This is a genomic window from Bacteroides cellulolyticus, from assembly GCF_025567135.1.
GTDB lineage: Bacteria > Bacteroidota > Bacteroidia > Bacteroidales > Bacteroidaceae > Phocaeicola > Phocaeicola cellulolyticus.
Genome location: NZ_JAOQJJ010000001.1, coordinates 307800 through 322907, shown reverse-complemented (window position 1 = coordinate 322907; position 15108 = coordinate 307800). Strand labels below are relative to the sequence as shown.

Sequence of the window (15108 nt, the reverse complement as noted above, 5' to 3'; positions counted from 1 at the left end):
CAACCAGGTTGTATAAAATCCATTTTATATTTGCGTCACGAAACAGAAAGATTTGAATTATGACAGAGAATAATGAACATGTACACGACCATAAGCACAATCATGCGCATAGTGGTCTGAGAGGAAAGATTACTCTTATCGTAATCACCTCGTTGTTGCTCATAGTGGCGGCAATAATTGAGAAACATGGTAACTTGTCAACCTTGCAGTTACTGTTTGTTTATCTAGTGCCTTATCTTATTGTCGGATACGGGACATTAAAAGAGGCATGCGAAGGCATAGCCGGAGGAGATGTGTTTAATGAACATTTTCTTATGGCTGTCGCTACCATAGGAGCCTTATGTATAGGTTTCCTCCCCGGTGCTGAGACTGAGTATCCGGAGGCTGTATTCGTTATGCTTTTCTTTCAGGTAGGCGAGTTGTTTGAGAGTTATGCCGAAGGAAAGAGCCGCGACAGCATTTCGCATCTTATGGACATACGTCCGGATGTGGCAAATGTGGAGAGAAATGGAAAAATCGTTACAGTTTCTCCTCAGGAAGTCAATGTAGGCGAAACAATTGTTATCAGACCAGGAGAGAAAGTTCCTTTGGACGGAGTAGTTGTGGAGGGTACATCGTCACTTAACACCATAGCGTTGACAGGCGAGAGTATGCCGCGCGAATTGTCGGTTAACGATGAGGTTATGTCCGGTTGCATAAACCTTACGGGAGTTATCCGTGTTAAGACCACAAAGAGTTTCGGAGAAAGCACTGTGTCGAAAATCATCAGTCTCATGGAAAATGCCGATGCCAGCAAGTCGCGCAGCGAATCGTTTATAACACGTTTTGCACGTGTATATACTCCTATAGTGGTTATAGCCGCACTGTTTCTTGCCGTTATTCCGCCGCTGTTTTCACCGTCGGCCTTTATGGAATCGTTCCCATTATGGCTCCATCGTGCCCTGATATTTCTGGTTGTGTCCTGTCCTTGTGCGTTGGTAATCAGTGTCCCTCTTACATTTTTCGGTGGACTTGGCGGAGCTTCACGCCGTGGTATCCTTATAAAAGGAAGCAATTATATGGACACACTTTCAAAGATTGGTACTGTTGTATTCGACAAGACCGGAACACTCACACGAGGAGAATTTGCCGTTGAGGCTGTCCATTCGGACAGGTTCAACGAACAGGAGTTGCTGCATCTTGCCGCACATGTGGAACATTTTTCCACACATCCCATAGGTGAAGCCCTTCGTTCGGCTTTTCCAAACGAGGCGCACGACGGTTGCCCGGTAACTGACGTGGAAGAAATAGCCGGACATGGAATAAAGGCAAATGTGGCAGGACGTACGGTGTGTGTGGGCAATCAGAAGATGATGGACAGCATCGGTGTGAAATGGCATGATTGTCATAGGATAGGTACTATAATACATGTGGCTGTAGATGGAGAATATGCCGGCCATATCGTAATAAACGACCGTATAAAGGAAGATAGCCCTGAGGCGATAGCTTCACTGAAAAGGCTGGGAATAAGTAAAACTGTGATGCTTACCGGTGACCGTAAAGAAGTGGCTATGGATGTGGCTGGCAAGCTTGGAATAGATATCTGCCATGCGGAACTCCTTCCGGCAGACAAGGTGGAGCATGTGGAGGCTCTTCTCTCGTCTGTAGATAAAGGAAAGACTCTGGCCTTCGTGGGCGACGGAATAAACGACGCTCCTGTGCTTAAACGTGCCGATGTGGGTATAGCTATGGGCGGACTGGGAAGCGATGCTGCCATAGAGGCGGCCGATGTTGTTCTGATGGACGACAAGCCTTCAAAAATAGCCGAGGCGATAAGTATCTCAAGGCGTACGATAAGGATAGCCCGCGAGAATGTCTGGTTTGCGATAGGAGTGAAGATAGCAGTCCTGGTACTAGCCTCTGTAGGTCTCAGCACAATGTGGATGGCTGTATTCGCTGATGTTGGTGTTACGGTTCTTGCCGTATTCAATGCCATGCGTGCATTGCGTAATTAATTTTGATATAACATATGATAAAAGCTATATTCTTCGATATTGACGGAACACTGGTGAGTTTTAACACCCACCGTATTCCACAGTCTGCCATAGATGCTATTTCAATGGCAAAGGCAAAAGGTGTCAGAATTTATATCTCCACCGGACGTCCTTTATCTCTTATAAACAACCTTGACGAAATAAAGCATCTGATAGACGGATATATCACAGCCAATGGAGCATTGTGCTTTTCAGACGGCAAGATAATATCATGTACACCTATCCCGAAAGAAGATGTATTGACGGTGTTGAGGTTTTCAGACGATATGAAATTCCCGTGTATGGTGGTAGGCGAGAAGGACCTTACCATGTACAATAGCGACGAGAGGACAGACCGGATATTCCGCCAGATGCTGAATGTACACAATATGAGGGAAGACAATAATGTGGAACAGATTCTGCAACAAAGAATATTGCAGCTTACGCCTGTCATTTCTGTAGCCGAGGAAAAGCAGATTATGCCGTACCTCTCCGGATGTGTTTCATCACGTTGGTATCCGGACTTCGCTGATATTACTGCCACAAATGCCAATAAGGGTAACGGTCTTCTGGATATTATATCGCACGAAGGTATCAGTATAGATGAAACAATGGCCTTCGGAGATGGAGGTAATGACTTGTCGATAATAGAAAAGGCAGGATTGGGCGTTGCTATGGGAAATGCTAATCAGGCTCTCAAAGAAGTGGCGGATTATGTTACGTCATCTGTAGATGAAGATGGGGTTTACAATGCCATGAAGAAGTTTGTACTTTAAAAGACAATGAAAGTATATAGAGTATGCTTTAATCGAAATATTCTTATTTAATAGCTGTATATAAATAAAATATATTATTTTCCTTGGTATGATTAATGTATTTTTCATAATATTTCGTATATTTGTCCACATATATCATTTTAAACTAAATCTTACCTTATGGAAAAAACCACTTTTCACTTGGGATTGATTTCAGCTGCGGCATTGCTCAGTGCATGTTCAGGTGGCGGTTCTAAAAATCAATCGGAAAACAAACAGAAGAATCCTAACGTAGTATTCCTTATAGCTGACGACCTCGGTATAGGCGATTTGAGTTGCTACGGTGCAACAAAAATCCATACTCCAAACATCGACCGTCTGGCAAGTCAGGGACTTCAGTTTGCAAATGCTTATACAACATCTTCTACAAGTACACCTACTCGTTTCGGTATTCTTACCGGTATGTATCCGTGGCGTCAGGAAAATACAGGTATCGCACCGGGTAACTCTGAATTGATTATCAATACAGAATGTACAACTATGGCCGACATGTTCAAGGCAGAAGGTTATGCTACTGCAGCCGTAGGTAAATGGCATCTCGGACTTGGCCCTAAGGGAGGTACTGATTTCAACGGGCTTATCAAGCCTAATACTCAGGATATAGGTTTCGATTATGAATACATTATTCCGGCTACGGTTGACCGTGTGCCATGCGTGTTCGTAGAAAATGGTCGTGTAGATGGACTTGATCCTAATGATCCGATAACTGTCAGCTATGACCATAAGGTGGGAGACTGGCCTACAGGTAAGGAAAATCCTGAACTTGTAAAACTGAAACCTAGTCAGGGACACAATAATACTATTATCAACGGAATTCCACGTATCGGATGGATGACAGGCGGTAAGTCTGCACTGTGGGATGATGAAAAGATTGCTGATATCATTACACAGAAAGCAAAAGACTTTATCGTAAGCAACAAGGACACTACATTCTTCCTTTATATGGGAACTCAGGATGTTCACGTACCTCGTGTACCGCATCCAAGATTTGCAGGAAAGAGTGGTTTGGGTACTCGCGGAGATGTTATCCTTCAGTTAGACTGGACAGTAGGCGAGATTATGAATACTCTTGATAGTCTGAATATTGCCGACAATACTATCTTTGTATTCTTGAGTGACAATGGTGCTGTAATAGACGACGGTTATCAGGATCAGGCTCGCGAATTGCTTAACGGACATACTCCTATGTTGAATTATCGCGGTGGCAAATACAGTGCATACGAGGCTGGTACACGTACTCCATTGCTTGTAAGATGGCCGGAGAAGATTAAACCAGCCGTACAGGAAGGACTTTATTCTACTGTCGATTTCTTTGCATCATTTGCAGGTTTGTTAGGTTATGAAATTCCTCAAAGACAGGCTCCTGACAGCCGTAACTATCTGAACACTCTTATTGGAACAGATACTAAGGGATGCGATTATGTAATCCAACAGAACCTGAACAACACGCTTTCTATCGTTAAAGACGGTTGGAAGTATATTGAGACTAGCGACAAGCCTGCATTGGAATTCTGGACCAAGACAGAACTTGGCAACAGCAAGGAAGTACAACTCTATAATGTAGTTGACGATCCTTCTGAAAAGAAAAATGTAGCTAAGGAAAATCCTGAAAAGACACAGGAACTTGAAAAAATCCTGATGGCAGAAAAGAACAAGTTTGAAAAGACTAAGATGTAAACAATCTTTTAATATCTGAATAAGCGGCGCCCGATGAACGTAGTATTGACGTTTGTCGGGCGTTCTGTTTATGCCCCTGTTGTATGGAATAGTGATTATATTTATTTTTGCACCGGATTTCAATATTGATATTGTATAATGAAACGCATCACATGGAAAAAACATCATAAATGGTTTGGCCTAATATTCGCATTCTTTATGCTTATGTTCTGCCTGAGCGGGATAGTGCTAAATCATCGTGAACTGGTGGCGGATATAAATATTGACAGAAGTTTTCTTCCGGCAGATTATAGATATAATAAATGGAATATGGGGCTTCTGCGAGGTTCTATAAAGGATAAAGATAAAGTATTTATCTATGGGAACAGTGGAATCTGGATGACTGATTCAACGGGACTGTATGTGTCTGATTTCAATGCAGGTTTACCGGAAGGTGCTGATTTCCGTAACATCAAGGCTATGGCTCAGACTCCGGGCGGCTCTCTTTTTGCTGCAGGACAGTTTGGCCTGTACAGGAACGATGGAAAAGGATGGGAGAGTACACCTCTTGTACTTTCGTCTCACGAACGTATCTCCGACCTCGTATTGAAAGGGGATACCATGGTAGTAGTGGGACGTTCGTATCTCTATACTTCTGTCAGTCCTTATAATGAATTCAGCAGATTAGAATTAAAAGCTTCTGAAGGTTATGACGGCAAGGTTTCACTCTTCCGAACCGTATGGCTTATGCATAGCGGAGAAATGTTCGCCACAGTTGGGAAACTGATTATGGATGCTGTAGCAGTTATATTGATCGTGCTGTGTCTTACCGGAATTACATACTGGCTTTTACCCAAATATATAAAGAGAATCCGCAGGAGAGGTAAAACGGCCAAAGGGAGTACTCAGCTAATGAAGTCGTCGCTTAACTGGCATGATAAACTTGGCAGATATACTTTCATAATACTTATGTTCGTTGCTTTCACAGGTTGGTGTCTCCGTCCGCCTGTGCTTATAGCACTTGTTTCTTTCCGTACTCCGGCTATCCCATATACCGTTGCAGACAGCGATAATGCCTGGAACGATAGACTGCGTATGCTTCGCTATGATGCCGAATATGGTGATTGGCTACTGTCTTCATCTGAAGGTATTTTCTCTTTAGCAACACTCCGGTCTGTTCCTGTGAAATTGGAGAAGACACCTCCTGTCAGTGTTATGGGACTTAATGTTTGGCAGAAAGACTCCTGTGGCAACTGGCTTACGGGTTCTTTCAGTGGAATGTATGTGTGGGACAGAAGAAGAAAGATTTCTACTGATTTCACCGGAGAAAAGGCAGAAGATGTTGCAGGTCCTCCGTTCGGTAAATATGCCGTATCGGGCTATTGCGATAATATAGGAGAGAAGCCTTTCGTAGTGGAGTATTATAAGGGAACGACAGCTTTACATATGCCCGAAAATCTTTCTTCTCTGCCTATGTCGCTATGGAACTTTGCGCAGGAGATACATACGGGACGTATATACACCATCCTCGGAAAAGGAACTCTTATCTATATCTTCTTTGCAGGACTGGCAGCACTGTGGTGTATTTATACAGGCTTCGTTATAAGGAGAAAAAAGCATGGATAAATAATGGTTTCTGGAGCATATATAGTGTGTTGTAATGAAAAATAGCAATTTTATTTGTATGTTTGAATATTATTCGTAATTTTGCGAACAATATTCAAACATATTATTAATGGCGAACAAAAACTATACAGAAGAGCAGGAGAGAATGGCACGTTTTGCCAAGGCCATGGGGCATCCTGCACGTATGGCTATCCTGGAGTTTCTTTTGCGTCAGGAAACATGTTTCTTTGGCGATATCCACGAAGAACTGCCTATAGCCAAGGCTACAGTGTCACAGCATCTGAAAGAACTTAAGGAGGCTGGTCTGATACAGGGAGAGATAGAAACTCCGAAGGTAAAATATTGCATAAACAGAGAGAACTGGGAACTTGCCGGAAAGATGTTTTCTGCGTTCTTCGGTCAGTCTGTTTGTAAGAAAGAGAGTTGCTGCGGATGAGCAGCATCTTTTTTTGATTTCTTTGTTCGTAGTTTGACGAAATACTAATAATATCAATAAACTAAAAGATATATGAAGAAAATTGTATTAATGGCCGTTGCCTGTCTGGCGTTGGTATCGTGCGGAACAGGCACAAAGAATGAGTCGTCTGTACAAGGAGTGGAAATGGGAGTTCCTGCCCGCGATTGTGTAGAAGTGTTGTATTTTCATGGTAAGCAGAGGTGTGCCACATGTATGGCGATAGAGAAGAATGCTTCAGAAGCAGTATCAAAAGAGTTTGCCGAAGAGATTAAGAAAGGAAATGTGGTATTCAGAGTGATAGATATCACAAAAGAAGAGAATGAGGCTATAGCCGAGAAGTATGAGGTGACATGGTCATCACTTTTCGTGGTAGGACATAAGAATGGTAATGAAAATGTGGAGAATATGACAGACTTCGCATTCAAGAACGCCAGACAGTCGCCTGAAGAGTTCAAGAGCGGAGTTGTAGCTAAAGTAAGGGAAATGCTTAAATAATCTGTCGTTATGGATTGGCTACAGAATTTGCTTGATAATAGTTCCACTCCCGTTCTAACAGCTTTCCTTCTCGGACTGCTGACTGCCATTTCACCTTGTCCGCTAGCTACAAACATAGCGGCTGTTGGTTTTATAGGCAGAAATATCGAAAACAGGAGGCGGGTATTCATCAACGGACTGCTATATACCTTAGGGCGAGTACTTTCATATACTCTCCTCGGAGTTGTACTGATAATGATTCTCAAAGAAGGTTCCAGCATGTTCGGCATACAGAAGACTATCGGTACATGGGGTGAGCTACTTATCGGACCGATGCTTCTCATCATAGGAATGTTCATGCTTTTTGGTGATAAACTCAATCTGCCTAAGTTCGGTTTCAACGGTAATGCCGAAGGGCTTGCCAGGAAGGGTGGAGCAGGGGCATTGCTCATTGGAGTGCTGTTTGCACTGGCTTTTTGCCCTACGAGCGGTGTGTTCTATTTCGGGATGCTCATCCCTATGTCTGCCACAGCCACCGCAGGCTATCTGTTACCAGCTGTATTTGCTATAGCAACAGCAATACCTGTACTCATTGTGGCATGGATACTGGCCTTCAGTGTACAGCAGATGAGCAGCTTCTACGGCCGTATAAAGACAGTGCAGAAATGGCTGAACTTAATAGTTGGGATACTATTCATCGTAATAGGTATATATTATTGTTTTGTAATGTTTTTTAATCAATAAATTTATAGAATTATGGAAATTAAAGTATTAGGACCGGGTTGCAGCAAGTGTAAGACAACCTATCAGGTAGTAGAGAAAGTAATCAAGGAAAACAATCTGGATGTGAAACTTACCAAGGTGGATGACATCATGGAAATGATGAACTACAACATCATGACCACTCCTGCCATAGTAGTGGATGAAGTAGTAAAGATAAAGGGTAAGGTTCCTACAGAAAGTGAAGTAAAAGAAATTTTAGGCATCTAAATATCAGTATACAAGGTTTCAGTTACAAGTTAACAAGGTTCTCCATTCGGATGGAAGCCTTGTCAACTGATACCTTGTCAACTCGTCAACTTAAAAAATATGATACAGGATTTTGCCGACTGGCTGGTTTACGGCATATTCGGTCTTGATGCCGGAACATCTCTTGGGGTTGCCGTAAACTTCTTCTTTTACGATACGATAAAGATTCTGATACTGCTGTTCTTCATCAGTGTGTTGATGGGGATAATAAACGCTTATTTCCCTATTGAACGTTTGAGAAACTATCTTGTCACACACAAGATGTACGGATTTCAGTATCTGCTAGCCTCAGTATTCGGAGCCATAACCCCTTTCTGTTCCTGCTCGTCGATACCACTTTTTATCGGTTTCGTCAAAGGAGGAATACCTTTGGGAGTGACATTTGCCTTTCTGATAACATCACCGTTGGTAAATGAGGTGGCAGTTGCCATGTTCTTAGGCTCATTCGGCCTGAAAGTTACTTTGATTTATGTCATCAGCGGTATCTTGCTGGGTGTGATAGGCGGTTTCGCATTGGGAAAGATGAACCTTTCTCCATACCTCAGTGATTGGGTAAGGCAGATACAGGCCAACTCGTCCGCACAGGCTGAGGAGTGGGAGAAAGAACATACTACGTTCCTCAAACGCTTGCCTTCAATCGTACGTGATGCCTGGAAAATAGTTAGCGGTGTACTAATCTATATCATCATAGGTATCGGAATAGGAGCCTTCATGCACGGTTTCGTACCCGAAGGTTTCTTCGAGCAGTACATGTCTAAGGACAACTGGTATGCCGTTCCGCTTTCAGTTATTCTTGCAGTGCCTATGTATGCCAATGCCGCAGGTATAGTTCCTGTGATAGAAGTGTTTGTTGCTAAGGGAGTGCCTATGGGTACAGCAATTGCATTTATGATGGCCGTTGTTGGCCTGTCATTGCCCGAAGCTACACTTCTAAAGAAAGTTATGACATGGCGATTGATAGGTATATTTTTCGGAACTGTAGCCTTTTTTATAATTTTGTCAGGCTATCTGTTTAACTATTTACTATAGAATATAATATGAGAATACTTATACTTTGTACAGGAAACAGCTGCCGTAGCCAGATGGCTCACGGTTTCCTCCAGTCGTTCGATGATTCTTTGGAGGTCTATTCAGGAGGAACAGAACCAGCCGCTCAGGTTAATCCGAAGGCGGTAGAGGTGATGAAGGAAGTAGGAATAGACATAAGTAATCATGTTCCTACCCATGTAAATACATATCTTGACAGTGAATGGGACTATGTGATAACAGTATGCGGAGGAGCAAACGAGAGTTGTCCGGCATTTACAGGAAAGGTAGGAAAACGCCTTCATATAGGTTTCGATGATCCGTCGCATGCCACAGGCACTGAGGAGTTCATCAACTCAGAATTCCGCAGAGTACGCGATGAGATAAAGAACGGTTTCGCCCGTTTCTATATTACAGAGATAAAGAAACAGGAACTTCCAAAATGTTCTTGCTGAGGTAAGTGCTGATAAAAGATAAAATGGTGTTACGATGCAGATGTATTACTTTTTGTGTCGTAACACTTTTTCTGTTGTATTATTTCACATAAAATTCAGAGTATAGCTCTATCTCCTTATAATTACCGTTACCATAATTATCATAGAAAGTCTTTTTTATTCTATATCTACCTGAAGTAATCTCATAAATATGTATTGGAAAGCTGAATACCATATATTCAGGGATATTGATTGGCAGAAATTCATCGTCGAATCTCAATACAGGTTTTTTATTTCTGGCTTTAATCCATACGCTGTCTTTCATATACTCCAGCTCCCAGTCGCGTCCGAAACTTAGTTGCCGCTTTTGAGGGTTAAAGACTATGGCATAGACCTCTTTAGTCGATGAATAATAATTCCCTTGAATTGTTTCCATTCTTACTTCCTGTCCTATGCTGTCGCTTGTCAGGATTGTAGCGTCGCCCGTTGTGCCCTGATAATCAGTTGCTTCCTGGTATTTGTTATCTTTACATCCAATGGATGAAAAGGTAATCAAAGTTATTATGAACAGAATAAATAAATTACAGTTTCTCATATAAAAATATTATTTGATTATTCTAACTTGAATTCTGCCGACATATACCATTCCTTACGGCTGCCATCAAAACCTATTCTCTTATAGACCTTATATGTCCCTGGCTTGTTGTCGTTAACCAAGTTGTACATATGAGCTTTGAAATTGTATTCACGACCTTTTTCTATAAGGATACCAACGGAATTCCACACGGTGGAAGTGTTCAGAACAAGCCATTTGTCCCCTTCCTTTCGGGCAATTCCATAATCAAGTCCAAAAAACAGCATACGGTTGTTATTGTTGGATATTTTTACCGGAATTTCTTCTGTGCCAACAGGGTAAACAGGCTTTTCCGTTCTCATGCTGATGTCCATAGTGTCCGATGTAGTAGTGAAAGGGAGAGGTTCGGTTGGGGTTATCTTTCCGAAATCAAGGGCGGAGTAGTTCAGTATTCTTTTTCTGAACATTTCCTGATACGGCATGGCGTTGTTTATCAGACCAACCGATATCGTATCGCCGTCGTGGAGCTGACATGCGGTTGAGATGTTTTCACGTATGGTATCTGTGCGTGGAAGGCTCGTAACTTTCTTCCACATACTGTCCATCAGCTTGCGGACACCCTTGTTGTCAACCATTTCAAACTCTGCGAATGCTACTTCCGTATTTCTGCGGCATAACGGTATCTGCTCGCAGTGTGACAGCATCTGTATTGGAGGATTCTGTTTATCTTTTCCCTGCATTGTCGCAACCTGTCAGTTGCATTATGAGAGCAAAGAGTAATGTGGTTGTAGTTTTCATCTGGCAACGGATTTTATCTCTTCTAAGATAGATGAAATTTATGATAAAAGCAAGATATATATCAAAATGTTACTATCTTTGTCGTTAGAATGATAAAAAACAAGTGAAATGATTATTATGGAACATACTTTTAGAAATCTCACGGAGGCTGAGATTGATACACTCATTGCACAAGGGTGTTGTGCCGAAAACTGGTCGGATGTAACTGTAGCCGAAGGCTTTGACGCTTCAAAAGTCTGGCATGTAAGGATGTCCGGCAAGATAAGGATAGGGGAGTTGAACGGCGAGTTTACCCTTGCCGGTGGAGTAAAGAAGTCATCTGGAATAAGAAATGCTACTCTGCATAATGTAACCATAGGCAACGGCTGTTGCATAGAGAATGTAAAGAACTATATCGCGAATTATGTCATTTCGGACAGAGTCTTCATCGAGAATGTTGATTGCATGATTGTGGACAAGCGTTCCACTTTCGGAAACGGTACCGAAGTATCCGTGCTGAGTGAAACCGGTGGTCGTGAGGTTATAATCCATGACAAATTATCAGCTCACGAGGCTTATATAGCGGCCATGTACAGACATCGTCCTGACCTGGCTGCAAAGATGAAGTCACTGGTCATGAAATATGCTGACGAGATAGCTTCGGAATACGGCTATGTAGGCAATGACGCAATGATTGTAGATACCGGATATATCAAGAATGTGCGTATCGGAAGTTTCTGCAAGATAGAGAGTGCGGGAAGATTGAAGAACGGTAGCCTTAACAGTAACGAGAGTGCTCCTATCCATATCGGTTTCGGAGTAATCTGTGATGATTTCATCATTTCCAGCGGTTCGCATATCGAAGACGGTACCATGCTGACAAGATGTTTTGTAGGTCAGTCATGCCATATGGGACATAACTATTCTGCGTCCGATTCTCTGTTCTTCTGTAATTGTCAGGAAGAAAACGGCGAGGCTTGTGCCATCTTTGCTGGTCCTTTCACTGTTACCCATCATAAGTCAACACTTCTTATAGCCGGAATGTTCTCGTTCATGAATGCCGGTTCCGGTTCAAACCAGAGCAACCACATGTATAAGTTGGGACCTATCCACCAGGGCATTATGGAGAGAGGCGCCAAGACTGCTTCCGACTCATATATCCTATGGCCAGCACGTATCGGAGCCTTCTCTCTCGTTATGGGACGTCACGTGGCTCATCCTGACACTACCAATCTGCCTTTCTCATATCTTATAGAAGAGAAGAATACCACATACCTCATGCCTGGTGTAAACCTCCGCAGTGTGGGTACTATCCGCGATGCCCAGAAATGGCCTAAGCGTGATAATCGAAAAGATCCTTGCCGCATGGATAAGGTGAACTATAACCTTCTTAGTCCATATACCATACAGAAGATGTTCAAGGGACGTGAGATTCTGAAAGATCTTGCAAGGGTATCGGGAGAGACATCAGAGACATATTCATATCAGAGTGCCAAGATCAAAAATTCATCTCTAAATAAAGGTATAAAGTTCTATGAGACAGGTATAACCAAGTTCCTCGGAAACTCAGTGATAAAACGTCTAGAGATAACCGAATTCAAGACCGACGAGGAAATCCGCGAAAGACTCAAGCCGGACACTGCCATAGGTACAGGAGAATGGGTTGACGTTTCCGGACTTATCGCCCCTCGTAGCGAAATAGACCGTCTGATGGCTGATATCGAAAACGGAGTGCTTGATTCTGTAGAAAAGATTGATGCCCGCCTTACAGAGATGCATAATAACTACTATACATACGAGTGGACTTGGGCATATGGAAAGATGCTTGAATTCTTTGGTCTGGATGCCGATAAAATAACAAAAGAAGATATTATAAGCATCGTAGAAAAGTGGAAAGAGGCAGTAATAGGTCTTGACAGAATGGTCTATGAAGATGCCAAGAAGGAGTTCTCTCTTTCAGCCATGACAGGCTTCGGTGCCGACGGAACCAGAGAGGAACAAAGGCTTGATTTCGAACAGGTGAGAGGCGATTTTGAAAGCAATCCTTTCGTAAAAGCTGTATTGGAGCATATAAAGATAAAGAGCGAGCTTGGAGATGAACTGATAGTCAGAATGGATAGGGTGAAATGAAGAGTTGACTGACCTGTTCCTTGTTTTTTTCATAAACAATGTTTATATTTGTGTATAAGCATTTTGGATAATGGAAATGTACACAGAATTTATTATAAGGCTGGTTGTAGCCAGCCTTATGGGAGTTATAATAGGTCTGGAAAGGGAATACCGTTCAAAGGAGGCTGGATATAGAACTCATTTTCTTGTAGCCTTAGGAAGTGCGCTGCTGATGATTGTCTCTCAATATGGTTTTTCTGATGTGCTTGAGACTGATCTTGTGAGACTCGACCCGAGCCGTCTTGCTGCTCAGGTAGTGAGTGGAATAGGTTTTATAGGTGCAGGTACTATAATACTGCTACAGAAGCAGATTGTACGTGGTCTGACTACTGCCGCAGGAATATGGGCTACATCTGGAATCGGGCTTGCCATCGGTGCCGGTATGTACACTATAGGAATAACCGCCACTGTACTTTTCCTTATTGGTGTGGAAGTTCTGAATTATTTCTTCAAAGGTATAAGCCTGAGGAGCATGATTGTGGAATTCTCTACACACGATCAGGATTCTCTGAAAAAGATTTCCGCATTGTTCAGCTCCCGTAATTTCATTATCAGTTCGTATGAGATGGAAGACCGGACAGACGGTAGTGGTACCCCCATACATTATGTTACTATGGTCGTAAAAGCCAAAAACATGAATGAGGAAGGCGTATTGCTGATGCTGCTCCATGATTTTCCTGAAATTACAGTTCATAGGATTATATAAATGAAAAAGTCCGGTAATTCCGGACTTTTCTTGTTTATTGTTTGTTTGAAATGTAAACCATTCCTTGAGCCCACAAACTCAAGGAATGGTTTTTCTTTTTTCACGTATGTTTCTACACCCAAAATTCATTCATCGCTTTTATTGCAAACATCATCAGAAATCACTATCTTTAAGGTTTTGTTTTTCCTTCTCCGATTTTTATATAATCTGTATTATGTTTAATTAGAAATTCTGAAATTATAAAGGGTATTCCCTTTTCCCTTTATTTTGCAAGCAACATCTTAATTTATTTGTTTTCCTTCAAATCGCTGAGAATTCGATTTTCTGGAGAAAATGATAACCAATCCGCAAATTTTGAATTTATAGAAAACGAAAAATGCTTTATCGTTCGGTTATGAAGATACGATAAAGCATTTTTCGTTATAACTTAATTTATCTGTTGTTCTAGCATTTCACTTTCAATCCTTCCAGCACTTTACGCATTTCCTCGTAAGTAGTGATTCTTGTAGGAACCAATGGAAGTCTCAGTTTGTTTTCTATCATGCCCATCATGCTGAGCATAGCTTTCACTCCTGCAGGATTTCCGTCCACAAACAGAAGTTTGAAGAGTTCCGTAAACTGATGATGTATTGTCAGTGCGCTGCTGTAGTCACCGGCCAATGCAAGTCTTGTCATGCGGCTGAATTCTCTTGGGAACGCATTACCTATTACAGAGATTACACCTACAGCCCCCAGAGTTATCAGCGGGAATGTTATTCCGTCGTCTCCGGAGATTACATCAAAGTTTTCAGGTTTCTTCTTGATTATTTCATCCATCTGCGAGATATCGCCCGACGCCTCTTTTATTGCTACTATATTGTCGAAATCATGTGCAAGCCTTAATGTTGTGGCTGCTGTCATGTTTACTCCCGTACGTCCAGGAACGTTGTAAAGTACTATAGGAAGCTTAGTTGACTGTGCAATGGCCTTATAGTGCTGGTATATACCTTCCTGCGAAGGTTTGTTGTAATATGGTACAGCTATCAGCAATGCGTCAACACCAGTCATGTCGTCATTCTTGATAGTGTCGATTACAGTCTGGGTGCAGTTGCTGCCCACACCGAGAAGTATAGGAACACGTCCGTTAACTCTCTCTATTACAAGTGATTTAATCTTTCTTTTTTCTTCAGCAGTCAATGTAGGAGTCTCTGCTGTTGTACCCAGTACACAGAGAAAATCTATACCGTTCTGTACCTGATATTCCACCAGTCTGAGCAGTGAATCGTAATCAACGCTTCCGTCTTCTTTGAATGGTGTGATTAGTGCCACTCCCATTCCTTTCAATCTTTTTCGTATCATAAATTAATGAATTCC

Annotated in this window: 15 protein-coding genes; 12 read left to right on the top strand and 3 right to left on the bottom strand. The window is 42.2% G+C overall.

The genetic code is table 11. The features are described 5' to 3' along the window. Nucleotides 1–59: 59 nt before the first annotated feature. The 10 genes from OCV82_RS01375 to OCV82_RS01330 all read left to right on the top strand — a co-directional run bounded on the left by OCV82_RS01375 (nt 60) and on the right by OCV82_RS01330 (nt 9550). Nucleotides 60–1994 carry a heavy metal translocating P-type ATPase gene (locus OCV82_RS01375; RefSeq protein WP_394802636.1) on the top strand — a complete coding sequence of 645 codons (1935 nt, stop codon included), beginning with the start codon at nt 60–62 and terminating at the stop codon, nt 1992–1994. A gap of 14 nt (nt 1995–2008) precedes the next feature. Beyond that, nucleotides 2009–2788, top strand: a complete 780-nt coding sequence (locus OCV82_RS01370; protein ID WP_154042746.1) for a Cof-type HAD-IIB family hydrolase — start codon at nt 2009–2011, stop codon at nt 2786–2788. A gap of 159 nt (nt 2789–2947) precedes the next feature. Continuing rightward, the gene (locus OCV82_RS01365) at nt 2948–4504 is read left to right on the top strand and encodes a sulfatase-like hydrolase/transferase (RefSeq protein ID WP_154042745.1); all 1557 of its coding nucleotides are present in this window, start codon (nt 2948–2950) and stop codon (nt 4502–4504) included. A gap of 138 nt (nt 4505–4642) precedes the next feature. Continuing rightward, nucleotides 4643–6109 carry a PepSY-associated TM helix domain-containing protein gene (locus tag OCV82_RS01360; RefSeq protein WP_154042744.1) on the top strand — a complete coding sequence of 489 codons (1467 nt, stop codon included), beginning with the start codon at nt 4643–4645 and terminating at the stop codon, nt 6107–6109. 109 nt (nt 6110–6218) lie between these two features. Then, nucleotides 6219–6545: an ArsR/SmtB family transcription factor gene (locus OCV82_RS01355; RefSeq protein ID WP_154042743.1), complete on the top strand. Its 327-nt coding sequence runs from the start codon at nt 6219–6221 to the stop codon at nt 6543–6545. Between the two features lie 72 nt (nt 6546–6617). Then, nucleotides 6618–7061, top strand: a complete 444-nt coding sequence (locus tag OCV82_RS01350) for a nitrophenyl compound nitroreductase subunit ArsF family protein (protein ID WP_154042742.1) — start codon at nt 6618–6620, stop codon at nt 7059–7061. Nucleotides 7062–7070: 9 nt separating this feature from the next. Continuing rightward, a complete protein-coding gene (locus tag OCV82_RS01345; protein WP_154042741.1) occupies nt 7071–7784 on the top strand; it encodes an aromatic aminobenezylarsenical efflux permease ArsG family transporter in 714 nt (237 codons plus the stop codon). 12 nt (nt 7785–7796) lie between these two features. After that, complete coding sequence (locus tag OCV82_RS01340; RefSeq protein WP_154042740.1) at nt 7797–8030, top strand: thioredoxin family protein; 234 nt, start codon at nt 7797–7799, stop codon at nt 8028–8030. Between the two features lie 99 nt (nt 8031–8129). Beyond that, nucleotides 8130–9098 carry a permease gene (locus OCV82_RS01335; RefSeq protein ID WP_154042739.1) on the top strand — a complete coding sequence of 323 codons (969 nt, stop codon included), beginning with the start codon at nt 8130–8132 and terminating at the stop codon, nt 9096–9098. A gap of 8 nt (nt 9099–9106) precedes the next feature. Continuing rightward, nucleotides 9107–9550 carry an arsenate reductase ArsC gene (locus OCV82_RS01330; RefSeq protein ID WP_154042738.1) on the top strand — a complete coding sequence of 148 codons (444 nt, stop codon included), beginning with the start codon at nt 9107–9109 and terminating at the stop codon, nt 9548–9550. Between the two features lie 79 nt (nt 9551–9629). Here OCV82_RS01330 and OCV82_RS01325 read toward each other — a convergent pair whose 3' ends face one another. Both OCV82_RS01325 and OCV82_RS01320 read right to left on the bottom strand, forming a co-directional pair. After that, on the bottom strand, nt 9630–10124 hold the full coding sequence (locus OCV82_RS01325) for an immunoglobulin-like domain-containing protein (RefSeq protein ID WP_154042737.1): 495 nt from the start codon (nt 10122–10124) through the stop codon (nt 9630–9632). A gap of 17 nt (nt 10125–10141) precedes the next feature. Next, nucleotides 10142–10843 (bottom strand): immunoglobulin-like domain-containing protein, encoded by a 702-nt coding sequence (locus OCV82_RS01320; RefSeq protein WP_262542738.1) that lies wholly within the window; start codon nt 10841–10843, stop codon nt 10142–10144. A gap of 175 nt (nt 10844–11018) precedes the next feature. Here OCV82_RS01320 and OCV82_RS01315 point away from each other — a divergent pair, with 175 nt between their 5' ends. Both OCV82_RS01315 and OCV82_RS01310 read left to right on the top strand, forming a co-directional pair. Next, nucleotides 11019–13010 carry a DUF4954 family protein gene (locus tag OCV82_RS01315; RefSeq protein WP_154042736.1) on the top strand — a complete coding sequence of 664 codons (1992 nt, stop codon included), beginning with the start codon at nt 11019–11021 and terminating at the stop codon, nt 13008–13010. A gap of 70 nt (nt 13011–13080) precedes the next feature. Then, entirely contained in the window at nt 13081–13755 is a 675-nt protein-coding gene (locus tag OCV82_RS01310) for an MgtC/SapB family protein (protein WP_154042735.1), read from the top strand. Nucleotides 13756–14199: 444 nt separating this feature from the next. Here the strand turns inward: OCV82_RS01310 and dapA are convergent, their stop codons facing one another. Then, a complete protein-coding gene (gene dapA / locus OCV82_RS01305; protein WP_154042734.1) occupies nt 14200–15093 on the bottom strand; it encodes a 4-hydroxy-tetrahydrodipicolinate synthase in 894 nt (297 codons plus the stop codon). Nucleotides 15094–15108: the final 15 nt, after the last annotated feature.